Origin of the sequence: Nocardia sp. CS682, assembly GCF_004634405.1 — a bacterium.
Lineage (GTDB): Bacteria > Actinomycetota > Actinomycetes > Mycobacteriales > Mycobacteriaceae > Nocardia > Nocardia ninae.
Window position 1 is genome coordinate 3,815,394 of record NZ_CP029710.1, and the last position, 24,214, is coordinate 3,839,607.

Here is a 24,214-nt window from a genome sequence, read left to right on the forward strand (position 1 = left end):
TCCCCGTGCCGTCAGGGGCGTGGATAAGCCTTCGGTAGCTGGTAGCCGCGTTCGGCGAGGACGGTGCGCAACAGGTCCGGGCGGTTGGTGATGAGGCCGTCCACGTCGAGGTCGATCAGCGCGGTCATGGTGGCGCGGTCGTCGACCGTCCACGGCACCACTCGCATCTGCTGCCGATGTGCGGCCCGCACCAGCTCACGCGTCGTGAACGGCCGATAGCCCGGATCCTCGACGCCGCCGTCCTGCGGGTCGCCGTGCACCGGCGAGACCGCATCGGCCCCGAAAGACGCTGCGGCGCTGACGAACTTGCGCTGCAGCGAGCCGGGGAAGTCATCGATGTCGAGGCCGCCCAACCACGGTGACGCGCCGGGCTGGTCGGCCTGCAAGAACTGCTGCCCGTTGGTCAACGCGACGATCGGCAGTTCCGGCGCCACCTCCCGCATCCGCATCAGGGCGCCCCAGTCGAAACTCTGGATGGTGACCTGGTTTTCGAGGTGCGCGCGCCGGACCTCCGCCGCAACCACCTGCACGAACTGCTCCCGCGGCGCGGTTTGTTCCGGCGCACCCGCCTCCACCTTGGTCTCGATGTTCAGCATGACCTCACCTGCGCGATAGGCATGCACGAGATCGAAAACCTCGGACAGCAGCGGCATTCGGGCGCCCGGCACGGTGCGTTGCTCGGGAAAGGCCGCCAATCGCAGTGAGCCACAATCGATGGTGCGCACCTGCGCAAACGTCAAGTCCCGAATGAATCTGGTACCCGGCACGTACGGGAACTCGGGATCGCCGAGGAAGGCAGGCGCGGTGTCGACGCACTTGTTCGGATTGGGATCCCGATCGTGGGTGACCACCGCGTAGCCGTCCTCGGTGATCTGCACGTCCAGCTCCAGCGTGCGCACGCCGAGCTCCAACGCGTTCGCGAACGCGGCCACGGTGTTCTCCACCACCAGGGCGAGGCCACCGCGGTGCGCCTGCAGATCGAATTGCCTCGGCGGCACGTCCGCCGACGCCGCACCCGCGTGCAACAGACCGGCCAGCAGGATCGCCGCGACTCCGAGTACCGACGTTCGACGCATACACCCATTGTGGCCGCCTTCGCCGACGCGGCGGTGACGTCCGCATGAATCCCGAGCGGATTACGGAATCAGCACCACCTTGCCGGTCGTCGCCCGATTCTCCAACGCGGCATGCGCTTTCGCCGCCTGGTCGAGCGGGAAGGTCTGGACCGTCGGCACCATGGAGCCGTCGGCGGCCACGGCCAGCGCGCGGGACTCCTCGCCGCGCACCTCGCGGGGCTTGCTCAGCATGATCGACAGCGCGTCGATCACCGTGATGCCTTGTTCCCGCAGCTTCTGCGGGTCCGGTTCGAAGGGCTCCCTGGAGGCGTTTCCGTAGGTGACGTACCGCCCGCCCTCGGCGAGCAAGGACACTGCCGCCCGGCCCTTCTCACCCATCACACCGTCGAGCACCACCGTCACCGCACGGTCGCAGAACGCCTGCCGGACTTGGTCGGTCCAGCCGGGCTCGTTGTAGTCGACGGCGAGGTCGGCGCCGAGTGCGTCCACCGCCGCGACTTTGGCCGGTCCGCCGGCCGCGCCGATGACCCTGGCGCCGATATTGCGGGCGTGCTGGACGATCAAACGGCCGACCCCGCCCGCCGCCGAATTCACCAGGACCAGGTCGTCGGACGTCAGCGCGGCGATATCGAGGACCTCGACGGTGGTGGTGCCGGTGACGATCATGGCGACGGCGGTCGAATAGTCCAGCGCGTCCGGAATCCGGTGCAGTGCAGCCAACTCCGCGACCGCCCACTCCGCGTAGCCGCCGGAGGTGCTGCGCGGCGTCACCACGGCGGCGTCGAGCCAGGACAAGTCCACATCCGGCCCGATCGCGTCGACGACACCCGCGACCTCGCCGCCGAAGATCGCGGCCAACTCCGGTAGGGGCGGGCCGATCGGCAGGCCCGCCCGCATCGCCGTTTCGATCAGGTGCACACCGGCCGCCCGGACGGCGATGCGCACCTCGCCCGGACCTGGTTTCAGATCCGGAACCTCCTCGTAGCGCAGGTTTTCCGGGGGGCCGAATGAATGCAGGACTACGGCGCGCACAGCATCTCCTCTGGTCAGAACTCGTTCGAGCTTCGATGACCAGCGTGCAACCTAAACGTTAGTTGATGTCAATCCGCTCCTCGTCGGTCTGCCGGATGCCGTCCTCCTCCAGGTCTCGCACGTCGTCCCAGACCGCCAGCGCGACGATGCCGAACAGCAGCATGGCGCCGAGCGCTACCACCAGTGGATAGTTCACTGGCCGGATCAGGCCAGGCCACCGGGTTTTCCGAGTAGTTCGGCTAGGCCGGCGTCGATGAACCGGGTGTCTTCGGGATTGCTGCCGTGGCCGGCGAAGTGGCCCCAGATGCCGGGGATCACGCGGAGTTCGGCGTTGCACATGTGGCCGACGGCCCAGGCCTCGTCCTCCGGCGGGAAGTAGAGGTCCTTCTCGGCGGGCATGACCAGGGCGACGGCCTTGATCGAGGCGAGGGCGGCCTCGGTGTCGCCGTCGAAGCCGGGTGTGCGGCCGACGTCGCCGTGCTGCCAGGTCCACAGCATGGTGAGCAGGTTGTTCGGGTCGCGGCCGTCCAGGAAGAAGCCCTCCCAGAAGCCGATGAGGAAGTCCTCGAGCGAGGTGTAGCCGAGCTTCTCGTACTCCTTTTCCCAGTAGAAGGCCTGCGAGAAACCCCAGCCCGCGTAAACCCTTGCCAGGGCACGCAATCCGGTGGTCGGCCAGTGTTCGCCGTACCAGCCGCCCGCGAAAGCCGAGTCTGCGGTCAGCGCCGCCTTGACACCCTCCAGGAACACCTTGTTGTGGTCACTGGTGCGGGCGGAGCCGCAGAACGGGGCGATCCGCTCCACCATGTCCGGATAGCTCACCGCCCACTGGTAGGTCTGGCCCGCGCCCATGGACCAGCCGGTCACCAAGGCCAGTCGCTCGATGCCGAAACGCTCTGTCACCAAACGGTATTGCGCGGCCACCTGGTCGTACACCGTGATCTCGGGAAAGCGGGCGCGGTCATAGGGTTGCAGCGTGTTGCTAGGCGAGCTGGACAGGCCGTTGCCGATCATGTTCGGCACGATGATGAAGTACTCCGCCGGATCCAGCGCCATCCCCGGACCGATCAGCCACTCGTTGTCCCAATGTCGCCCCGAGTACCACGTCGGATAGACGACGGCGTTGCTCTTGTCCGCGTTGAGCTCACCATAGGTGGCGTAGGTCAAGAAGGCTCCACGCAGCGTGGCACCGTGCTGGGTGGTGAAATCACCGAGATCGAAGATCTGGTGGTCGGTCATGAAGCGACTCGCTTTCGCAACGGGCGGAACAGGATTCAGCAGGTCCCAGCCGCCCGAGCGCACCATCCACCAACCAAACCCCTTCAATTGAAAATATTCTTACAGAAAATATTCCCCGCGAAGTAAATTTCGCATCACTCTTCGGACACCGTGAAGACTGCCTACCAACGCAAACGGCCCCCGCTCCTTGGTGGGAGCGGGGGCCGGATGTGTTGCGGTACCGGGGTTAGCGGTAGTCGCTGAAACCGTAGTCGTCGAGCGGGACTGCGGCGCCGGTGGTTTGGCCGAAGCTGTCCGGGCTGTAGTAGGTGTCGTCGTAGGACGGCACCGCGTACGCGGCGGCACGGGCTTCTTCGGTCGGCTGCACCGTGATGTTGCGGTAGCGGTTGATACCGGTACCGGCCGGGATCAGCTTGCCGATGATCACGTTCTCCTTGAGACCGATGAGCTTGTCGGAGCGGCAGTTGATGGCCGCGTCCGTCAGCACTCGAGTGGTCTCCTGGAAGGACGCCGCCGACAGCCACGAATCCGTCGCGAGCGACGCCTTCGTGATACCCATCAGCACCGGGCGACCCGCCGCGGGCTCGTTGCCCTCGGCGACGACGCGACGGTTGGAGGCCTCGAACTCGGAACGCTCGGTGAGCGAACCGGGCAGGAACTCCGTGGCGCCCGAGTCGATGATCGTCACGCGACGCAGCATCTGGCGCACGATGACCTCGATGTGCTTGTCGTGGATCGACACACCCTGCGAGCGGTAGACCTCCTGGACCTCGTGGACCAGGTGGATCTGCACCTGACGGGGACCCATGATGCGCAGCACCTCGTGCGGATCCGCCGCGCCTTCCAGCAGCTGCTGGCCGACCTCGACGTGGTCACCGTCGGAGAGCAGACGCTCGGTGCCGTCGTCGTGCTTGAAGACACGCAGACGCTGACGCTTCGAGAGCTTGTCGTAGACAACCTCTTCGCCACCGTCATCGGGGATGATGGTGATCTTGTAGAAGCGGTCGTCGTCCTCCATCCGGACCCGGCCACTGACCTCGGCGATCGGAGCCTTGCCCTTCGGCACACGGGCCTCGAACAGCTCCTGCACCCGGGGCAGACCGCCGGTGATGTCATCGCCCGCGACACCACCCTGGTGGAAGGTACGCATGGTCAGCTGGGTACCGGGCTCACCGATGGACTGCGCGGCGACGATGCCGACGGCCTCACCGATGTCGACCAGCTTGCCGGTGGCCATCGAGCGGCCGTAGCAGGTGGCACAGACACCGGTACCGGTGGTGCAGGTCAGCACGGAGCGGACCCGGACCTCGGTGATGCCTGCCCCGAGCAGCGCGTCGATCGCCGGGTCGCCGAGGTCGGCGCCCTTGGCGATGACGAGGTTGCCCTTGGCGTCCACCGCGTCCGAAGCGAGCGTGCGAGCGTACGCGGAGGTCTCCACGTGCGCGTCGCGGATGAGCGAGCCATCCGCCTGCTTGTCGGCGATGTGCACGATGATGCCGCGCTCGGTGGCGCAATCGTGCTCGCGCACGATCACGTCCTGCGAGACGTCCACCAGACGACGGGTCAGGTAACCCGAGTCGGCGGTACGCAGCGCGGTATCGGCCAGACCCTTACGAGCACCGTGGGTGTTGATGAAGTACTCGAGCACGGTCAGGCCCTCACGGAACGAGGACTTGATCGGGCGCGGGATGAACTCACCCTTCGGGTTCGTCACCAGACCCTTCATACCGGCGAGGGTACGAGTCTGGGTGAAGTTACCCGTGGCGCCCGACTCGACGATCGTGATGATCGGGTTGTCCGGCGGGTAGTGCGCCCGCAGTGCCGTACCGACCTCTTCGGTCGCTTCCTGCCAGATCTTGACCAGGGCGTTGTTGCGCTCCTGGTGATCGAGCGCACCACGCTGGTACTTCTTCTCGATCTGATCGGCAAGCGCCTCGTAGCGCTCCATGATCTCGGTCTTCTCCGGCGGCACCAGCACGTCGGACATGGAGACCGTCACGCCGGATCGGGTGGCCCAGTAGAAGCCCGCGTCCTTCAGCTTGTCGACGGTCTGCGCGACCACGATCATCGGGTAGCGCTCGGCCAGATCGTTGATGATCGTCGCCTGACGCTTCTTCGGCATCTGCTCGTTGATGAACGCGTAGTCCGCCGGGAGCAGCTCGTTGAACAGCACGCGACCGAGGGTGGTCTCGGCAATCCACGCGTCGCCGCGGGTCCAGCCCTCCGGGAACAGCTTCGCCTCGATGTCCTTCGGCGGGCGCTGGTGGGTGAGGCGCACCTTGATCAGCGAACGCACGGTGAGCTCACCGCGGTCCACCGCCATCTGTGCCTCGGCGGGCGAGGAGTAGACGCCGAACTCGGCCTTGTCCTTGCCCGCGGCCTTGTACTCGCCCTTCGCGCCCTCTTCGAGGCGGGTCAGGTAGTACAGGCCGGTCACCATGTCCAGACGCGGCATGGCGAGCGGCCGGCCGGAGGCAGGCGACAGGATGTTGTTCGAGGACAGCATCAGGATGCGGGCCTCGGCCTGCGCCTCCGCGGACAGCGGAAGGTGCACGGCCATCTGGTCACCGTCGAAGTCGGCGTTGAACGCTTCACAGACGAGCGGGTGCAGCTGGATCGCCTTACCCTCGACGAGCTGCGGCTCGAATGCCTGGATGCCGAGGCGGTGCAGGGTGGGCGCGCGGTTCAGCAGCACCGGGTGCTCGGCGATGACCTCTTCGAGGACATCCCACACCTGGGGACGCTGACGCTCGACCATCCGCTTGGCGGACTTGATGTTCTGCGCGTGGTTCAGGTCGACCAGACGCTTCATCACGAACGGCTTGAACAGCTCCAGTGCCATCAGCTTGGGCAGACCACACTGGTGCAGCTTCAGCTGCGGGCCGACCACGATGACCGAACGGCCCGAGTAGTCGACGCGCTTGCCCAGCAGGTTCTGCCGGAAACGACCCTGCTTGCCCTTGAGCAGATCGCTCAGCGACTTCAGCGGGCGGTTACCCGGTCCGGTGACCGGGCGGCCGCGACGGCCGTTGTCGAACAGCGCGTCCACGGACTCCTGCAGCATCCGCTTCTCGTTGTTGACGATGATCTCGGGCGCGCCGAGGTCGATCAGTCGCTTGAGGCGGTTGTTGCGGTTGATCACGCGGCGGTACAGGTCGTTCAGGTCGGAGGTGGCGAACCGGCCACCGTCGAGCTGAACCATCGGGCGCAGCTCCGGCGGAATCACCGGAACGGCGTCGAGCACCATGCCCATCGGCGAGTTGCCGTTGGTCTGGAACGCCGCGACGACCTTGAGCCGCTTGAGCGCGCGCAGCTTCTTCTGGCCCTTACCGCTGCGGATGGTCTCCCGCAGGCTCTCGGCCTCGGCGTCGATGTCGAAGTTCTCCATCAGCTTCTGGATGGACTCCGCACCCATGGCGCCGGTGAAGTACTCGCCGTAGCGGTCGATCAGCTCGCGGTAGAGCACCTCATCGACGATGAGCTGCTTGGGCGCCAGCTTGGTGAAGGTGGTCCAGATCTCGTCGAGCCGATCCAGCTCACGCTGGGCGCGGTCGCGCAGCTGACGCATCTCGCGCTCGCCGCCGTCCTTGACCTTGCGGCGGACGTCGGACTTGGCACCCTCGGCTTCGAGCTCGGCCAGATCGGCCTCGAGCTTCTGGGCACGGGCCTCGAGGTCGGCGTCGCGCTGGTCGGCGACCGCCTTCTTCTCGACCTCCATCTCGGCTTCGAGCGTGCTGAGCTCGTTGTGGCGCAGCTCGTCGTCGACCGCGACGATGACGTAGGCGGCGAAGTAGATGATCTTTTCCAGATCCTTCGGCGCCAGGTCGAGCAGGTACCCGAGGCGCGAGGGCACGCCCTTGAAGTACCAGATGTGGGTGACCGGTGCGGCCAGCTCGATGTGGCCCATCCGCTCACGACGCACCTTGGCGCGAGTGACCTCGACGCCACAGCGCTCACAGATGATGCCCTTGAAGCGGACACGCTTGTACTTGCCGCAGTAGCACTCCCAGTCCCGGGTAGGACCGAAGATCTTCTCGCAGAAGAGCCCGTCCTTCTCCGGCTTGAGGGTGCGGTAGTTGATGGTCTCCGGCTTTTTCACCTCGCCGAAAGACCACTGGCGGATGTCGTCCGCGGTGGCCAGGCCGATCCGGAGTTCATCGAAGAAGTTGACGTCTAGCACGTAACTTCCTTTCCCCTATAAGGGTCGAATTCGAGCAAAAAGTTCACTAGTTGGTGGAACGCGGGGCCGGATGTCGTTGTGTTGCAACGACACCCGGCCGACCGCCTAGTTCGCCAGATCGTCGACGGTGGCCGCTTCGTTCCTGGACAAATTGATGCCCAGGTTCGCCGCGGCGCGCTCCAGATCCTCGTCGTCACCGTCGCGCATCTCGATCGCGGCGCCGTCGGAAGACAGCACCTCGACGTTGAGGCACAGCGACTGGAGTTCCTTGAGGAGCACCTTGAAGGACTCCGGAATGCCCGGCTCCGGGATGTTCTCGCCCTTGACGATCGCCTCGTACACCTTGACGCGACCGACCACGTCGTCGGACTTGATCGTCAGCAGTTCCTGCAGCGTGTAGGCCGCGCCGTAGGCCTGCATGGCCCAGCACTCCATTTCGCCGAAGCGCTGACCACCGAACTGCGCCTTACCACCGAGCGGCTGCTGGGTGATCATCGAGTACGGGCCGGTCGAACGGGCGTGAATCTTGTCGTCGACCAGGTGGTGCAGCTTCAGGATGTACATGTAGCCGACCGCCACCGGGTACGGGAACGGCTCACCGGAACGGCCGTCGAGCAGGGTGGCCTTGCCGTTGTCGTCGACCATGCGCTCACCATCGCGGTTCGGCAGGGTCGAGGCGAGCAGACCGGTCAGCTCCTCCTCGCGGGCACCGTCGAACACCGGGGTGGCGATGTTCGAGTCGGCCGGGGCCGCCAGCATCTCCTCCGGCAGCGCCTTGGCCCAGTCGGGACGAGTCCCGTCCGCACCGACGCCGACATCCCAGCCCGCCTTGCCGATCCACCCGAGGTGGGTCTCCAAGATCTGGCCGATGTTCATACGACGCGGCACACCGTGGGTGTTCAGGATGATGTCGACCGGGGTGCCGTCCGGCATGAACGGCATGTCCTCGGTCGGCAGGATCTTGCCGATAACGCCCTTGTTGCCGTGGCGGCCGGCGAGCTTGTCGCCGTCCTGGATCTTGCGCTTCTGCGCCACGTACACGCGCACCAGCTCGTTGACACCGGGAGGCAGATCGTCGTCGTCCTCGCGCGAGAACACGCGGATGCCGATGACCTTGCCGGACTCACCGTGCGGCACCTTCAGCGAGGTGTCGCGCACCTCGCGCGCCTTCTCACCGAAGATCGCGCGCAGCAACCGCTCCTCGGGGGTCAGCTCGGTCTCACCCTTCGGGGTGACCTTGCCGACGAGGATGTCGCCGTCACGCACCTCGGCGCCGATGCGCACGATGCCGCGCTCGTCGAGGTCGGCGAGGACCTCGTCGGAGACGTTCGGGATGTCCCGGGTGATCTCCTCGGCACCGAGCTTGGTGTCGCGGGCGTCGATCTCGTGCTCTTCGATGTGGATCGAGGTGAGAACGTCCTCTTCCACGAGGCGCTGCGACAGGATGATCGCGTCCTCGTAGTTGTGGCCTTCCCACGGCATGATCGCGACGAGCAGGTTCTTGCCCAGCGCCATCTCACCGTTCTCGGTGCACGGACCGTCGGCCAGCACCTGGCCGACCTCGACCCGCTGGCCCTCGTCCACGATCGGCCGCTGGTTCGCGCAGGTGCCCTGGTTGGAGCGGGCGAACTTGCGCATCCGGTAGCTCTTGCGAGTCCCGTCGTCGGCCATCACGGTGACGTAGTCGGCGGAAACCTCCTCGACCACACCGCCCTTCTCGTTCACCACGACATCGCCTGCGTCGACAGCGGCGCGCAGCTCCATGCCGGTGCCCACCACGGGGGCCTCGGAACGGATCAGCGGAACCGCCTGACGCTGCATGTTCGCACCCATCAGGGCGCGGTTGGCGTCGTCGTGCTCGAGGAACGGGATCATGGCCGTCGCGACCGACACCATCTGGCGCGGCGAGACATCCATGTAGTCGACCTCATCGGCGGCGACGAGCTCGTTCTCCTCGTTGCCGCGGCGGCAGAGCACCCGGTCCTCGAGGAAGCGACCTTCGGCGTCGACCGGCGAGTTGGCCTGTGCTCGGACGTGCCGGTCCTCTTCGTCGGCGGTGAGGTACTTGACCTCGTCGGTCACCCGGCCGTCGACCACCTTGCGGTACGGCGTCTCGATGAAGCCGAACGGGTTGACCCGTGCGTACACCGACAGCGAACCGATCAGGCCGATGTTCGGGCCTTCCGGGGTCTCGATCGGGCACATGCGGCCGTAGTGCGAGGTGTGCACGTCACGGACTTCCAGGCCGGCCCGCTCACGAGACAGACCACCCGGGCCAAGGGCCGATAGGCGGCGCTTGTGGGTGAGGCCCGACAGCGGGTTGTTCTGGTCCATGAACTGCGACAGCTGCGAAGTTCCGAAGAACTCCTTGATCGCGGCGACGACCGGGCGGATGTTGATCAGGGTCTGCGGCGTGATCGCCTCGACGTCCTGAGTCGTCATCCGCTCGCGGACCACGCGCTCCATCCGGGACAGGCCGACCCGGATCTGGTTCTGGATCAGCTCGCCGACCGTGCGCAGGCGACGGTTACCGAAGTGGTCGATGTCGTCGACGTCGACCGGGACCTCCTGACCGCCGGGGGCGGTCATGACGCGGTCACCTGCGTGCAGGCGGACCAGGTACTCGATCGTGCTGACGATGTCTTCCTTGGTGAGCACCGATCCGGTGACCTGCTCGCCGAGGTGGATACCCAGCTTCTTGTTGATCTTGTAGCGACCGACGCGCGCCAGGTCGTAGCGCTTCTCCTTGAAGAACAGGTTCTCCAGCAGGGTCTGCGCGGACTCCTTGGTCGGCGGCTCGCCCGGACGCAGCTTGCGGTAGATGTCCAGCAGCGCCTCGTCCTGACCGGCGGTGTTGTCCTTCTCCAGCGTCGACATCATGATCTCGGAGAAGCCGAAACGCTCGACGATCTCCTCGTTCGTCCAACCGAGCGCCTTGAGCAGCACGGTGACCGGCTGACGACGCTTGCGGTCGATGCGCACACCAACGGTGTCGCGCTTATCGATGTCGAACTCCAGCCACGCGCCACGCGACGGAATGACGCGCACGCTGTGCAGGTCCTTCTCGGTGGTCTTGTCGACCGAGTGGTCGAAGTAGACGCCCGGCGAACGAACCAACTGCGAAACGACGACGCGCTCGGTGCCGTTGATGATGAACGTGCCCTTGTCGGTCATCATCGGGAAATCTCCCATGAAGACCGTCTGGCTCTTGATCTCACCGGTGTTGTTGTTGATGAACTCCGCGGTGACGAACAACGGCGCCGCGTAGGTCATGTCCTTGTCTTTGCACTCGTCGATGGAGGCCTTGACCTCTTCGAACCGAGGGTCAGAGAAAGACAGGGACATCGAGCCGGAGAAGTCCTCGATCGGCGAAAGCTCCTCGAGCACCTCCTCGAGTCCCCCGACTAGCCCGACATCGCCGCGGAGGGCGACCTTTTCACGCCATGACGGCGAACCGATCAACCATGCAAATGAGTCCGTCTGTAGATCGAGAAGTCCGGGCACCTCCAAGGGTTCACGGATCTTCGCGAAAGACACCCGCAACGGGGCTCCGGGGATTCCGGCAACTGCCTTGGTCTGGGTGGAGACTGCCAAGATGCGTCCTTCCAGCACCTCACGCGCGTCGCGTGGTGGTCCGCGACCGTCGCTTGTCTGCTACGAATTCCGCTGGTTACAACCCGAACGAAACCCGAACAGGCAACAACGGAAGTAACACCGGAAGGTGGAACTTTCGTGTGCAAATCGAGGTATGGACAGGAGGCAGCCAGCGCAACGTCCAACCGTACACCAACCGTCACGGGGGTGTCAACCTACCACCCGTGCGCACATTCACGTGGCTGGCGCGCCGTGTCCGAATCGCTGGCTGCGTCGAGGACGACGGGGCGTAATGGAGCCACTGTGACAGCTGCCGCTGTTGTGAATAGCGTGACGGCTCCGGCGAAACTCGTCAAGTAGGCAGCGCCGACCAGGGCGAAGTGAGATCGCCTGGGCCGCTACACGATCACTGGTCGACGATGTCGCTGGCCAGCCAGCGATCGCCCACCTTCTGCATGTGCAGCACGACCGGACCCGCCACACTCTGCTGCGCCGCGCCGTTCTTCGTGGCGCTGACGACCAGGTTGACCAGCAACTCGGCACGATCGTCGGTGAGCAAAGTCACACCGATCGGTTCCGCCTTGGCATCGGCGCTGGTCTGGGCCTGTTTTACCGCCGAGATGGTGGTGTCGGCGTACTTGTCCAGATCGGCAAGCATCTTGCCGGTGAGCACCTGGCGAGCCGTGTCGCGGTAACCGTCGATGTTCTGCACGTCGTAGGCGTAAACCGTCTTCAGCGCGTGTTCGGCGGCCGCGCGCACCTCCTCGGTGGCCTTGTTGTCGACGAACGCCTTGTTCGAGTCGTCGACGCCGGGACGCGAGGCGGCGACCGCCGCGAATCCGCCGAGCAACACCGCGGCGATCAGGCAGCCGGCGACGAGGGACCAGAACGAGCGCCCCGACTTCCTGGAGTCGGCGCCGCGGGAAAGCTTCTTTCGGACGCTCGCACGCTTGTCCCGCTCAGGCTGCTGCGCTGCGGGCGCCTGGCGCGCCGGGGTGGGACGGGTGGTGCCCGTCACCCGCGGCTTGCGGCTCGGCGTGCTGCGCGGCGCGGCGGCACGGGACTGCTGTTCGCCGGCCGGGCGGCGCTTGGAGGTGACCCGGTTGATCGGTTTGCGAGAGGTCATGACTGGTTCTCCTACGATCCCGGCTTGGGCGCGGCGGGCGGCTGGTCGGCGGGCGGCGCCTGCGGGGACTGGCCCTGGCCACCGCTCAGCAGCACCGGCTGGCTGAGCGAGGAGATCTGCTCGGCCTTCCAGACGCCACCGGTCTTGGTCACGTCGACATTCCAGGTGTAGCGGTAGTCGGCGGGCGGTTTGTCCTTGCCGTGCTCGGTCACCTGCAGCACGACCAAGGCCGAGGCCTTGTCGTTCTCGCTGTTCAGTGTGGTCAGCGCGGAGCCGAGCACCTTGGACGTCATGCCGACGCCGGTCTGCTTGGCCAGCGTCTCGGCCTGGTCCTTGTTCTTGTCGGCCGAGTCGAGCAGCGCGCCGGTCATCGAGGAGCGGGCCAGTGCCAGCGAGCCGGGGACGTCGTCGAGGTTCATCGAGGTCATGTTGAGCGCGGCCTGGCGGGCGGCGTCGAGCGCGGTGTCGCGGGCGTCGGCGCGTGGAGCGTCGCTGATCGCGGCGCGCACCCAGCCGGTGCCGAACCAGACGGCGGCGACGAGGGCGACGACCAGCGCAGCGGCGGAGCCGACCAGCGCACAGGTGCGGAGGATGCCCGTGCGGCCGGACGTCTCAGCGGGAGCCTCAGCAACCACGTCGGACTCCACCACGCCGTCGGCGGGGTCCGGTGATTCCTGCGGCTCGTTCGAATCGAGCTGCTTTTTCAGATCTGAGCTCACGCGAGACACCCTAACGTCATCGTTGCTGGTCACCGCTTCGGCGTGACTCCCATCAGGGTGGCAAGCTGCACGGCGATCGGAGTCAGGTTCAGCCGTTCCGGATCGGTCTTGGGGGTCGAATCCCACGGCTGCTCGACCCGCGGATCGGCGAGGTCGGCCCGTTCACCGCCGCGCACGGCGGTCGGGTTACCTTGCGGCACAAGGCACTTGGCGTCCTTGTTGAAGGGGAACTCGTCGCGCGTGTCGTCGAAGTTCGGGTTCTGCGCCTTCATCTGTTCGAGGATCCGCTGCGTTCCCTCGTACCCGACGGTACAGGCGGGCGGATTGTTGGCCTCGAGCACCAGACCGAAGTGCGTGGTCCCGTCGCCGGGCGCGGTGGCCGAGCCGCCGATCGACAGCTGCGGCAGGAACTGCAGCAGCGGCCGGATCGCATAGAACTTGGGCGAGATGGCCTGCAGCAGCAGCCGCAGGTTCGCCAGGTCCTGGGTGAGCGCGCCGCCGCTCTCGTGCAGCAGCGCGTCGATCTGCTGGCCCGCGTCGGTGCCGGTGCCGATCAACCGGCGAATGTCCGGATCGCTGGAGCGCAGCTGCGCGGTGAGCTTGTCCAGGCCGTCGCTGAACTCGCGGATGGCGCCGGACTGCTCGGCCTGGGTGCCGAGCACGACCCTGCTGTCACGGATCAGCTGGATGGTCTGCGGCAGCGTCTCGTTGAAGGTGCTGGTGAACTTGTTCAGCGAATCGACGAAGATCTGCAGGTCGTCGCCCTTGCCGTCGAACGCCTTGCCGAGCTCGCGCACGGTGGTGTTCAACGCCGCCAGATCGACCGAACGGGTGAAGGAGTCCACGCTGGCGACCAGCTGCTCCACCGGCACCGGCGTGGTCGCCGAGGTGATCAGCGAGTTGTCGTGCAGATAAGGCCCGGTGTCGGTGTCGGGCTGCAGATCGACGTACTGCTCACCGATCGCGGAACGGTTGGCCACCACGGCTTTCGCGGTCGCGGGAATCTTCGGCGAGCCCGAGTCGATGATGAGGTGCATCAGCACGCCGTCACCGGTGAGTTCCAGCTGCCCGACCCGGCCGACCGGCACGCCGCGGTAGGTCACCTCGGCGCCCTTGTAGATGCCGCCGGTCTGCGCCGCCTGCACCCGCACGTCGTATTGACCGAAGCCGAGCATGTGGTCGAGCCGAATGTATTTGGCGCCGACGTACACCACGCCGACCACCGCGACGACGGCGAACGCGATCAACTGCCAGCGGACCAACTTCGTCATCGCGGACCACCCACTCCCAGCTGCTCCAGAATCGCGCCCACCGGATTCGGCGGCACGCCCGGCGCGGGCGGCTGCGCCATGTTCGGCGGCAGCGGCAGGATCGACACCGTCGGCCACCCCGGCCGCGGGCCGTTGCCGTTGTAGTACGGGTTGGTCGGGTTCACCGGCACCGGCGGGCCGAGCGGCGGCGTGTACACCGGATCCGGTTTGCCGACACCGAGATTGCTCAGCGTGACGCCGATCTGCTGATCCACCGACAGCCAGGTGTTCACCGAGCCGCCGAAGGTGGACTCCAGCGTGGAGTCGGGGAACGGATAGGTCGGGATCAGCGGCAACGCGGTGATCAGATCCGGCGCGGCCTTGCCCAGCTCCTGCAGGGTGGGGCGCAGCGAGGTCAGATCACGGATGAGGTCGTCTTTGGAGTGGTTCAGCACGTCGAAGCCTGCCTCGCCGACCCGATCCAGCTGGCTGAGCAACCCGACCAGCTGCGGGCGCTGCTCCTCCAGGATCTTGACCCCCTGCGGCAGCTCGTCGAGGATCTTGCCGATCTGCTCGGTCTGGCTGCTCACCCGGCTGCTCAGCACATCGAGACCGTCCAGGGCCCTGGTGATGTCGTTGACCTGATCATCGAGGCCCTTGATCAGGATGTTCGCCTGCTCGAGTAGCGAACGCACCCGATCCTCGCGGCCGCCGATGGTCTTGTTCAGCTCGGTGACGATCGGCTGCAGCTGTGCGACGCCACCACCGTTGAGCAGCAACGACATCGCGCCGAGCACCTGCTCGATCTCGGTGGCGTGCCGAGTGTTGGCGACCAGGATGGTCGAACCATCGGTCAGCTTCTTCGCCTCCGGCTCGGCCGCGGGCTTGGACAGCTCGATGAACTTCTCGCCGAGCAGATTCGACTGGCGCACCTCGGCCCGCGCGTTCGCGGGCAGGTCGACCGAGGAGTTCACCACGGCGCGCACGGTGGCGGTCCACTGATCCTTGCCGATCTTGATGTCCTCGACCCGGCCCACCGGCACGCCCTCGACCTTCACCGCGGACTGCGGCACCAGATCGAGCACGTCGTCGAACTGGATATCGATGCGCATCGGGTGCTCGCCGACGTCGGCGCCACCGGGCAGCGGCACGCTGTAGATGCCGTCGGAGGAGCACGAGGTGACCAGCGCAGCGGCCAGCCCGAGGGCCATGGCGGCGCCGAGACCTCTTGTGACGGAACGGATTCGGTGTCTCACCGCTCACCTCCCTGCGACGGCGGAAGCCGATCCGACGGGACGCCGGGCACGGTGCCGGGCACCGGTGCCCGCTGCTGGTTCTCGCCGCTGAGGATGCCGAACGGCAGGATCAGCGTCGGCGTCTGCACGCCGGCGGTGATCTGGTCGGAGATCTCCTTGCAGTGGTCCAGGATCGGGCGCATCTGCCTGCCGAGGGCCTCGAACTGCGGATCGCCCGGCCGCAGCTTGGACACGTCGATCAGCTTGCACATGACCCCGAACGGGTCCTGCAGGTCGGTGAAGTTGGCGCGCATGTCGAGGGTGCCGGACTCGGCGTTGTGGATATTGATCAGGTTGCTGAGCGCCAGCGGCAGCACCGGCAGCGCCGCGGCCAGGTCGTCACGCTGATCCGACAGCGTCTTGGTGAGCGTGACCAGGCCCTCGGCATTGCTGGCGATCAGGTCGCGGTTGTTGTCGATGAACCGGGCGACGTCACCGAGCGCGACGGACAGCAGATTCAGTGCGGCGCCGAGATCGTCGCGTTCGCTCGCCAGGAAGCTGGACAGGTCGGCCAGCTGCACATTGAACTGGCGCACCTGCGCGTCGTTCTGGGCGAGCATGGCGACGAAGCTCTGCAGATTCTTGACGGTGTCGAAGATGTCGCCGCGCGCGTCGGACAGGTACTTGGCGGCCTTGGACAGCTGGGTGAGGCTGTTGGCCAGCGCCTCGCCGTTGCCGTCCAGGTTCGCGGCGCCCGTGCGCACCAGCTCGTTGACCGCGCCTTCTTTGTTGGCGCCGTTGGGGCCCAGCGCATCCGAGAGTTCGGTGATGCTCTTGTACAGCTGGTCCACCTCGACCGGGGTGACCGTGCGATCGCGCGGAATGGTCGCGGTGCGTGGCATTTTCGGCCCGCTGGTATAGACCGGGGTCAGCTGGATGTAGCGATCGGACACGATGGAAGGCGTGATCTGCGCGGCCCGCGCCTCGGCCGGGATGTCGTAGGAGCGATCGACGCTCATGACGACCTTGACCTGATCGCCCTGCGGCTCGACCGAATCCACCCGGCCGACCGGCACGCCGAGCACCCGCACGTCCGAGCCCTCGTAGATGCCGACCGAACGATCGAAGTACGCGGTGATCTTGGTGGTGGTCAACCGGTCGAACGTCCACCACAGCACGCCGGCGGCGACCACCGCCACCACCAGGACGAGCGCGATGGTGATCTTGGTACCGCGCCCCGAATCACGCAGCGCCTGCAGCCGATCCGCCATGTCAGTTACCTCCCATGTTGCGGATCGGCGGACGGGCACCGGGGATCTCCGGCAGCGCGGGTGGGATCAGGTTGACGATCACCGCGTCGAACCAGCGGCCGGTGCCGAGCACATTGGCGTAGAGCCCGTAGAACGGCGCCGCGAGTTCCAGGGTCTTGGAGATGTTCTGCTGGTTGGCGTTCAGCAGATCGATCGAGCCGCGCAGGTTCTTCAGCGCGGGACCGATCTGCTCCTCGTTGTCGTGCACCAGCGCGGTGAGCTCCGCCGACACTGTCTTGGCGCCGGAGAGCAGCTGCGCGATCGACTGCTGCCGGATGTTGAGCTCGGCCAGCAGCTGTCCGCCATTGGCGAGCAAACGCTCGAACTCCGCGTTGCGGTCGGCGAGCACCTTGGTGGTCTGTCTGGTCGCGGCGAACAGCTTCTTCAGTTCCTCGTCGCGTTTAGCGAGCGTCTCCGACAGGCGCGCGACACCGTCGATGGAGCCGCGCAGCTCCGGCGGCGTGGTGGCGAACGCGTCGGAGAGCACCCGCATGCTGGTGGCCAGCTGCGCGGTGTCGATCTGGTCGATGTTCTTCGCCGCGTCGGAGAAGGCGTCCACCACGTCATACGGGGAAACGGTGCGTGACAACGGAATCCGGGTCGCCGGGTCGGCCGCGCGGGAGCCCTTCGGGTCCAGCGCCAGGTACTTCTGGCCGAGTACGGTCTTGATCTGGATCGAGGCGGTGGTCTCGCTGCCGATCCAGGCATCCTGAGTGCGGAAGTCGACCAGCACCTTGGCGCCGTCGAGGCGCACGTCGGACACCGAACCGACCTTCACACCCGCGATGCGGACCTCGTTACCCTTCTTCAGGCCTGCGGCCTCGGAGAATTCGGCGGTGTACTTGGTGCCTGCCCCGATGATCGGCAGCCGGTCCAGGAAGAACGCCGACACCGTCACCAGCAGCACCATCGCGAGGCCGAGCACCCCCATGAAGACGGGGCTGCGGCGTCCGAGCAGAATCCGGTCGTCCATCAGCGGGCCTTCCCGGAGCAGCGCGGCGCGGCGTTGGTGTAGAGCGGCTGGTTGATCGTGGGCAGTCCGGCGGGCAGGTTCAGCTGCGGCGCGTCCACCGCGCCGGGGCCGACGACGATGTCGATACCGCACAGATAGAACTGGAACCAGGAGCCGTAACTGCCTACCCGGCCGAGCTTCTCCATCTTGACCGGCAGGTTGGCCAGCACGGCGTTCACGTCGTCGCTGCGCTCGTTCATGGTGCCGGTGAGCTGGCTCAGCCCAGCGATCGAACCCTGCAGCGTCGGGCGCACCGGGACGAGCAGATCGGCGGTGGCCGAGGCCAGGTTGCCGAGCGAGGTCACCGAGCGGCCGATCGTGTCGCGTTCCGCGGACAGCCCGCTGACCAGCGCCTCGGTATTGACGATGAGCTGGTTGAACTGGTCGTCGCGCTGATTGACCGTGTCGAGCACGGCGGTCAGGTTGCGGACGAGTTCTCCGATCACCGCGTCCTTGTCCGCGATCTTGTTCGTCAGACTTGCGGTGGTGGCCACCAGGTCGTGGATCGTGCCCTGCTCGCCCTGGAACACCTGGATGATCTCGAAGGAAAGCTTGTTCACGTCGTCAGCGGTCAGCGTGCGGAACAGCGGACGGAAGCCGTTGAACAGGGTGGTCAGGTTGAGCGCGGGATTGGTGCGCTCCAGCGGGATGGTGCCGCCCGCGTTGAGCTTGCGGCCCTGCTCGCCGGTGCCTTGTTCGAGCGCGATGTAGCGCTGGCCGACCAGGTTGCGGTAGCGGATGCTCGCGGTGGTCGAGGCCGGCAGCCAATCCCGGTCGGTGAGTTCGAATTTCACCTCGGCGAGGCGCTTGTCCACGATCGAGACGTCGGTGACCTTGCCGACCCGCACCCCGGCGATACGCACCTCGTCCCCCGCGTTCAGCGAGGTGACATCGGTGAAGCGGGCCTTGAACTTGGTGCCGCCGCCGCTGTAGTTGGCGATGGAAAGACCGAGCATCGTGGTGGCGAACAGCGTCACGATGACGAAGATGATCAACTTGGTCAGCGGCCCGCCCAAGCCACGGAGTGTCTGCCTCATCGCACACTCACCTCGCTGCCACGAAACGCGGGCGCGCCGGCCCTGGTCACCCAGCTGGGCACCTGATCAGGCGAGACACCGTGCGCCGCACCGTAGATCGCGCCGAGCGACTGCTGCTCCAGCGGCGAGCCCGCGATGGTCGCGACATTGCCCGCCGGGTAGACCCCGAACTGCGGCGGCGACAGCTTGCCCGTCACCTGGTCGCCGGGATCACGGCTCGGCACCGCGTAGGAACCGTCGTTGTTGGCGCCGCCGGTGTACTGACCGGGATCGACACCGAGCGGCTTCTCCGGAATACACCACGGCCCACGGTCGTCCAGCCACCGCGGCTCGTCCTGGTTCGGCAGGTACTTGCCGCGCGGGTTGGTCAACTCGATGGTCACCCGGGTGCCCGGATGCTCGGTGCCCTTGCCGAGGATCTCGTCGATGCGCGGCTTGAGCTGCGCGAAGTTCGCCATCACGCACGGAAAGGTCGGCGAGTAGGTGGCCAGCATTTCCAGCAGCGGGCGCGAGTCGGCGGACAGGTCGATGATGTTGTCGCGGTTGGCGACCAGGAAATCGGCGGTGTTCGACGAGGCAGGCGTCAGCACCGCGTACAGCGAGTCGATGTCCCAGCGGCGCTGCACCACGGTCGCGTTCGTGGTTCGCAGGTTGTCCAGCGCGTTGACCAGCTGCGGCGCGGCGTCGGAATAGGTGGCGGCCACCTCGGCGAAGCTGCGCAGATCTTCTTGCAGGTCCGGCAGCACGCCGTTGACCTGACGGAAGATGTTGTCCAGCTTGTCCACGCTCTCGCCGAGCGCGAGACCCTGACCGGACAGCGCCTGGGAGAGCGCGCCGAGGGTGGCGGCGAGGTCCTGCGGCGGAATCGCCTGCAGCAGCGGCATCAGGTCGTCGAGCAGCTTGCTCAGTTCGATCGCGTTGCCGCTCTTGTCCTGCTGCAGCACCACGCCGTTGGTCAGGTGCGCCGCGCTGCGGTCGGCGGGGATCACCAGATCCACATACCGCTCGCCGAACAGCGTCTTCGGCAGCAGCCGCGCGGTCGCATTGGCCGGGATCTGGTCCGCCTTGTCCGGCTGGATGGCGAGATTCAGTGTCACCCTGCCGTTCTCGGAGTAGCTGGACCGCACCTCGCCGACGCTGATGCCGCGCACCTTCACGTCCGCGTTCTTGGTCAGCGCGTTGCCGACGCTGTCGGTGACCAGGTCGACGTCGACCGTCTTCACGAACTGCTTGTTGTAGATCGCGATGGTGGTGGCCAGGAACAGCGCGACGACCACGAAGAACGCGATGCCCAGCAGCCGCACGCGCAGCTTCTCCGTCGAGCGCCAGGCCTGCACGCCACGCGCGCTCATCCGGCCACCCGCACGGTCGTCGTGGTCCCCCAAATCGCCAAACTGAGGAAGAAGTCGAGCACATTCACCAGCACGATGGCGGCTCGCACCGCGCGACCGACCGCGACGCCGACACCGGCCGGTCCGCCGGTGGCGTGGAAGCCGTAGTAGCAGTGCACCATGATGATCACGAACGCGAAGACCAGCACCTTGAGGAACGAATAGAGCACGTCTTCAGGTGGTAGGAACAGGCTGAAGTAGTGGTCGTAGGAGCCGCTGGACTGCCCGTTGAACCAGATGCTGATCATCCGCGAGGCCAGGAACGTGCCGAGCAGGCCGACGATGTAGAGCGGGATCACCGCGAGGAAGCCCGCGATCACCCGGGTGGTGACCAGGAACGGCACGCCGGGCACCGCCATCACCTCCAGCGCGTCGATCTCCTCGGAGATCCGCATCGCGCCGAGCTGCGCGGTGAAACCACAGCCCACCGTCGCCGACAGCGCCAAAGCCGCGACCAGCGGCGCGATTTCGCGGGTGTTGATGTAGGCGGTGAGGAAGCCGGTGAGCACGGAGCTGCCGAGCGCGTCCAGCGCCTTGAAGCCCTGCAGGCCGACGACCACGCCGACCGAGCCGGACATGAACACGATGACGCCGATGGTGCCGCCGATCACCGCGAGCGCGCCGCTGCCGAAGGTCACCTCGGCGAGCAGCCGCATGACCTCCTTGCGGTAATGCACCGCGGTGCGCGGGATCCAGGCGATGGCGCGCGAGTAGAACGACATCTGCTCGCCGGCCCGGTCGATCACCTTCAGCGGTGCGCGCACGACGTCGCCGGCCCGGCGAAGCGACTTGGCGAGAACGGGGTTGCGGTACTGGGTGGCCACCGGTCAGGCGCCCTTGGCCGGGACGACCTGCAGATACACCAGGGTGAGGATGAGGTTCACGAAGAACAACACCAGGAAGGTGATGACCACCGATTGGTTCACCGCTTCACCGACTCCTTTCGGACCCCCTTTGGGATGCAGCCCCTTGTACGCGGCGATCACACCGGCGATCAGGCCGAACACCAGCGCCTTGATCTCACCGATCCACAGGTCGGGCAGCTGCGCCAGCGCGGAGAAAGAGGCAAGATAGGCACCCGGCGTGCCGCCCTGCAGCAGCACGTTGAAGAAGTAGCCGCCCGCGATGCCGACCACCGAGACCAGGCCGTTCAGCAGCAGCGCGACCAGCGTCATGCCGAGCACCCTCGGCACCACCAGCTTGGCCACCGGATCGACGCCGAGCACCTCCAGCGCGTCGATCTCCTCACGGATGGTGCGCGAGCCGAGGTCGGCGGCGACCGCCGAACCCGCGGCACCCGCGATGATCAGCGCCGTCACCACCGGCGCCGCCTGCTGCACCGTGGCGAGCACGCTCGTTGCGCCGGTGAAGGATTCGGCGCCGAGCTGCTTGATCAACGAACCGGTCTGCAGCGCCACCACCGCGCCGAACGGGATAGCGACGAGTGCGCTGGGCAGGATCGAGACGCTGGCGATGAACCACGACTGCTGGATGAACTCCCGCCACTCGAACGGCCGGCGGAACGTCTTGCGCAACACGTCCACGAACAGCGCAAAGATGTTGCCGGCCTGGCCGAACCCCGACTCCAGTGGAGTCCGCAATCGCGCCAGGGAGGAATTCACGATCGCAGATGTTACCCGTTAGTTGTGTTGTGTCGAGTGGTGGTCTCGTACGCGCCGCCCGGGTAACCACCCAGGTCGCTGTTGTTGTACGCCAAGACCTGGGTCTCGTCGTTCTGATCAAGTGACTCGCGAATCGCGGTCTGCGCCGCGTGCGGCAGGGTATGCATGATCTCGCGGACCCGCTCCTTGCGGCGCAGCACGGCCTGCCGAACCGGCATGCCGGGGGTGGCCTGCATCTGCGGAATGATGCCCTCGACCTCTTCGGCGCCGCCGTGGTGGTGCCCGGCGTCGAACATCGCTTGCTCGCGCGCCATCTGGGCCTCGTCCTTCTCCTCGGACATGCCGATCGGGCCCTGCATTCGGCCGTTGAGGAACTGCTTGACCACCGGCTCGTCGGAGGTCAGCAGCACCTCGCGCGGGCCGAACATGACCAGCTGGCGACGGAACATCATGCCGATGTTGTCCGGCACGGTGCGGGCCAGGTTGATGTTGTGCGTGACGATCAGGATGGTCGCGTCGATCTGCGCGTTGATGTCGATCAGCAGCTGGCTGATGTAGGCGGTACGCACCGGATCGAGGCCGGAGTCCGGCTCGTCGACGAGGATGATCTGCGGGTCCAGCACCAGGGCGCGGGCCAGGCCCGCACGCTTGCGCATACCGCCGGAGATCTCGCCGGGCAGCTTGTTCTCGGCGCCGAGCAGACCGGTCAGCTCCAGCTTCTCCATGACGATCTTGCGAATGTCGGATTCGGACTTCTTCGTGTGCTCACGAAGCGGGAACGCGACATTGTCGAAAAGATTCATCGAGCCGAACAGCGCACCGTCCTGGAACAGCACGCCGAAGAGCTTGCGAATCTCGTAGAGCTCCTTGTTGGAGCAGGTGGTGATGTCCGTGTCGCCGACGTAGATCGAGCCGCGCTCCGGGCGCAGCAAGCCGATCAGCGACTTCAGAAAGACGGACTTGCCGGTACCCGACGGGCCCAGCAATGCGCTGACCTCACCGGTCGGCAAGGTCAGGGAGACATCCTGCCAAATTCGCTGGGATCCGAAGGACTTGGTAACACCTTCGGTTCTGACCTCGACGCCCACGCCAACCTCCACAATTTCTCAGCGAGCTGCCCACCGGCGAACCGCGTGCTGGGTCGAGCGGTGTGTCACGTCACAGTGGGTCGGGCCACTGTATCCCAAGACCGAGACGACGCACACCCCAACCTGACTGAAGAGTAACCCCGTTTCATGTGGTATTTCCTGATTGTTCGCGCAGGTCGCCGTAAACAGCAAACAGGCGGCCCCCGAAAAGGGGACCGCCTGTCGGGCGATTCGGTCGCGGAATTACTTGACCGAAACCTTGGCGCCGGCGTCTTCCAGCTTCGCCTTGGCAGCCTCGGCGGCATCCTTGGCAACCTTCTCCAGGATGGCCTTCGGGGCACCCTCGACGAGGTCCTTGGCTTCCTTCAGGCCCAGGCCGGAGACGATCTCGCGGACCACCTTGATGACCTGGATCTTCTTGTCGCCCGCACCCTCGAGGATGACGTCGAACTCGTCCTGCTCCTCGACGGCCTCGGCAACGGCGCCCGGGCCGGCGGGGCCCGCGACGGCGACCGGAGCGGCGGCGGTGACCTCGAACTTCTCTTCGAACTTCTTGACGAAGTCCGACAGCTCGAGCAGGGTCATGTTGCCGAAGGTCTCCAGCAGTTCGTCAACGTTGGCCATGATGTTGTTCCTTTCGGTAGTTGTTGTCTATGAGGGCGAGCCGCGCGCGAATCACCCGCACGGGGTTATTCAGCGGCAGCGGCGGTGTCGCCACCGGCCTCGGCCTGCTTCTTCTCGACGAGCGCGGCGGCAAGGCGAGCCACCTGCGACGCCGGAGCGTTGAACAGACCGGCGGCCTTGGCCATGTTGCCCTTCATCGCACCGGCCAGCTTGGCCAGCAGGACCTCGCGGGACTCCAGGTCGGCGATCTTCTCGACCTCGGACACGGACAGCGGTGCGCCGTCCATGTAGCCGCCCTTGATGATGAGCGCCTTGTTGTCCTTGGCGAAGGTCTTCAGGGCCTTCGCCGCGGTAACCGGCTCACCACTGATGAAGGTGATCGCGGTCGGTCCGACGAACAAGTCGTCCAGGCCCTGCACGCCCGCCTCGGCGGCAGCGCGCTTGACCAGGGTGTTCTTGGCGACGGAGTACGTGGCTTCGGCGCCGAGCGCACGACGCAGCTCGGTGAGCTTGCCGACCGACAGGCCACGGTATTCCGTGACCACGGTGGCGGTCGAGCTCTTGAACTGCTCCGCGATCTCCTCGACCGCAGTGACCTTCTCGGGTTTTGCCATACTTCGCCTCCTCTCTGATGGTCGGTTCGAAACGAACTACCGATCAGGGGACGGCGACAAAACAAACG

At 66.1% G+C, this 24,214-nt stretch carries 19 protein-coding genes; all 19 read right to left on the reverse strand.

Going from position 1 to position 24,214, the window contains the following annotated elements; translation table 11 throughout:
* Nucleotides 1-11: 11 nt before the first annotated feature.
* Nucleotides 12-1,076 (reverse strand): glycerophosphodiester phosphodiesterase family protein, encoded by a 1,065-nt coding sequence (locus DMB37_RS17080; protein ID WP_135233574.1) that lies wholly within the window; start codon nt 1,074-1,076, stop codon nt 12-14.
* Between the two features lie 60 nt (nt 1,077-1,136).
* Nucleotides 1,137-2,108 carry a zinc-binding dehydrogenase gene (locus DMB37_RS17085; protein WP_135233575.1) on the reverse strand — a complete coding sequence of 324 codons (972 nt, stop codon included), beginning with the start codon at nt 2,106-2,108 and terminating at the stop codon, nt 1,137-1,139.
* Nucleotides 2,109-2,166: 58 nt separating this feature from the next.
* Nucleotides 2,167-2,304: a hypothetical protein gene (locus DMB37_RS40570; protein WP_167768869.1), complete on the reverse strand. Its 138-nt coding sequence runs from the start codon at nt 2,302-2,304 to the stop codon at nt 2,167-2,169.
* Nucleotides 2,305-2,312: 8 nt separating this feature from the next.
* A complete protein-coding gene (locus tag DMB37_RS17090) occupies nt 2,313-3,344 on the reverse strand; it encodes an alpha/beta fold hydrolase (RefSeq protein ID WP_135233576.1) in 1,032 nt (343 codons plus the stop codon).
* Between the two features lie 226 nt (nt 3,345-3,570).
* Nucleotides 3,571-7,524, reverse strand: a complete 3,954-nt coding sequence (locus tag DMB37_RS17095) for a DNA-directed RNA polymerase subunit beta' (RefSeq protein ID WP_135233577.1) — start codon at nt 7,522-7,524, stop codon at nt 3,571-3,573.
* 105 nt (nt 7,525-7,629) lie between these two features.
* Nucleotides 7,630-11,136 carry a DNA-directed RNA polymerase subunit beta gene (locus tag DMB37_RS17100; RefSeq protein WP_135233578.1) on the reverse strand — a complete coding sequence of 1,169 codons (3,507 nt, stop codon included), beginning with the start codon at nt 11,134-11,136 and terminating at the stop codon, nt 7,630-7,632.
* A 388-nt stretch (nt 11,137-11,524) separates the two neighbouring features.
* Complete coding sequence (locus tag DMB37_RS17105; protein ID WP_135233579.1) at nt 11,525-12,244, reverse strand: hypothetical protein; 720 nt, start codon at nt 12,242-12,244, stop codon at nt 11,525-11,527.
* Nucleotides 12,245-12,255: 11 nt separating this feature from the next.
* Nucleotides 12,256-12,963: a hypothetical protein gene (locus tag DMB37_RS17110; protein ID WP_206055267.1), complete on the reverse strand. Its 708-nt coding sequence runs from the start codon at nt 12,961-12,963 to the stop codon at nt 12,256-12,258.
* A 29-nt stretch (nt 12,964-12,992) separates the two neighbouring features.
* The gene (locus tag DMB37_RS17115; RefSeq protein ID WP_135233580.1) at nt 12,993-14,234 is read right to left on the reverse strand and encodes an MCE family protein; all 1,242 of its coding nucleotides are present in this window, start codon (nt 14,232-14,234) and stop codon (nt 12,993-12,995) included.
* Nucleotides 14,231-15,424, reverse strand: coding sequence for an MCE family protein (locus tag DMB37_RS17120; protein WP_135237626.1), 1,194 nt, complete (start codon nt 15,422-15,424; stop codon nt 14,231-14,233). The genes DMB37_RS17115 and DMB37_RS17120 overlap by 4 nt, the downstream gene beginning before the upstream one ends.
* Before the next feature lie 41 nt (nt 15,425-15,465).
* Entirely contained in the window at nt 15,466-16,719 is a 1,254-nt protein-coding gene (locus DMB37_RS17125) for an MCE family protein (protein ID WP_135233581.1), read from the reverse strand.
* A 1-nt stretch (nt 16,720) separates the two neighbouring features.
* Nucleotides 16,721-17,731, reverse strand: a complete 1,011-nt coding sequence (locus DMB37_RS17130) for an MCE family protein (protein ID WP_199856890.1) — start codon at nt 17,729-17,731, stop codon at nt 16,721-16,723.
* Nucleotides 17,731-18,807 (reverse strand): MCE family protein, encoded by a 1,077-nt coding sequence (locus tag DMB37_RS17135; RefSeq protein ID WP_135233582.1) that lies wholly within the window; start codon nt 18,805-18,807, stop codon nt 17,731-17,733. The genes DMB37_RS17130 and DMB37_RS17135 overlap by 1 nt, the downstream gene beginning before the upstream one ends.
* Nucleotides 18,804-20,159, reverse strand: a complete 1,356-nt coding sequence (locus DMB37_RS17140; protein ID WP_107660975.1) for an MCE family protein — start codon at nt 20,157-20,159, stop codon at nt 18,804-18,806. The genes DMB37_RS17135 and DMB37_RS17140 overlap by 4 nt, the downstream gene beginning before the upstream one ends.
* Nucleotides 20,156-20,920 (reverse strand): ABC transporter permease, encoded by a 765-nt coding sequence (locus tag DMB37_RS17145; RefSeq protein ID WP_226887528.1) that lies wholly within the window; start codon nt 20,918-20,920, stop codon nt 20,156-20,158. The genes DMB37_RS17140 and DMB37_RS17145 overlap by 4 nt, the downstream gene beginning before the upstream one ends.
* A gap of 105 nt (nt 20,921-21,025) precedes the next feature.
* Complete coding sequence (locus DMB37_RS17150) at nt 21,026-21,820, reverse strand: ABC transporter permease (protein WP_107659493.1); 795 nt, start codon at nt 21,818-21,820, stop codon at nt 21,026-21,028.
* 11 nt (nt 21,821-21,831) lie between these two features.
* Nucleotides 21,832-22,908, reverse strand: coding sequence for an ABC transporter ATP-binding protein (locus tag DMB37_RS17155; protein ID WP_135233583.1), 1,077 nt, complete (start codon nt 22,906-22,908; stop codon nt 21,832-21,834).
* Between the two features lie 243 nt (nt 22,909-23,151).
* Nucleotides 23,152-23,532, reverse strand: coding sequence for a 50S ribosomal protein L7/L12 (gene rplL, locus DMB37_RS17160; RefSeq protein ID WP_107659495.1), 381 nt, complete (start codon nt 23,530-23,532; stop codon nt 23,152-23,154).
* A gap of 65 nt (nt 23,533-23,597) precedes the next feature.
* Nucleotides 23,598-24,146 carry a 50S ribosomal protein L10 gene (gene rplJ, locus DMB37_RS17165; RefSeq protein ID WP_107659496.1) on the reverse strand — a complete coding sequence of 183 codons (549 nt, stop codon included), beginning with the start codon at nt 24,144-24,146 and terminating at the stop codon, nt 23,598-23,600.
* Nucleotides 24,147-24,214 lie beyond the last annotated feature (68 nt).

Coding starts and splice junctions, on each gene's coding strand:
- DMB37_RS17115 (WP_135233580.1), bottom strand. CDS start 14,234: ATGACGAAGTTGGTCCGCTGGCAGTTGATCGCGTTCGCCGTCGTCGCG.
- rplL (WP_107659495.1), bottom strand. CDS start 23,532: ATGGCCAACGTTGACGAACTGCTGGAGACCTTCGGCAACATGACCCTG.
- DMB37_RS17140 (WP_107660975.1), bottom strand. CDS start 20,159: ATGAGCGCGCGTGGCGTGCAGGCCTGGCGCTCGACGGAGAAGCTGCGC.
- DMB37_RS17130 (WP_199856890.1), bottom strand. CDS start 17,731: ATGGACGACCGGATTCTGCTCGGACGCCGCAGCCCCGTCTTCATGGGG.
- rplJ (WP_107659496.1), bottom strand. CDS start 24,146: ATGGCAAAACCCGAGAAGGTCACTGCGGTCGAGGAGATCGCGGAGCAG.
- DMB37_RS17080 (WP_135233574.1), bottom strand. CDS start 1,076: ATGCGTCGAACGTCGGTACTCGGAGTCGCGGCGATCCTGCTGGCCGGT.
- DMB37_RS17135 (WP_135233582.1), bottom strand. CDS start 18,807: ATGAGGCAGACACTCCGTGGCTTGGGCGGGCCGCTGACCAAGTTGATC.
- DMB37_RS17125 (WP_135233581.1), bottom strand. CDS start 16,719: ATGGCGGATCGGCTGCAGGCGCTGCGTGATTCGGGGCGCGGTACCAAG.
- DMB37_RS17105 (WP_135233579.1), bottom strand. CDS start 12,244: ATGACCTCTCGCAAACCGATCAACCGGGTCACCTCCAAGCGCCGCCCG.
- DMB37_RS17145 (WP_226887528.1), bottom strand. CDS start 20,920: ATGTCGTTCTACTCGCGCGCCATCGCCTGGATCCCGCGCACCGCGGTG.
- DMB37_RS17090 (WP_135233576.1), bottom strand. CDS start 3,344: ATGACCGACCACCAGATCTTCGATCTCGGTGATTTCACCACCCAGCAC.
- DMB37_RS17120 (WP_135237626.1), bottom strand. CDS start 15,424: ATGGCCCTCGGGCTGGCCGCTGCGCTGGTCACCTCGTGCTCCTCCGAC.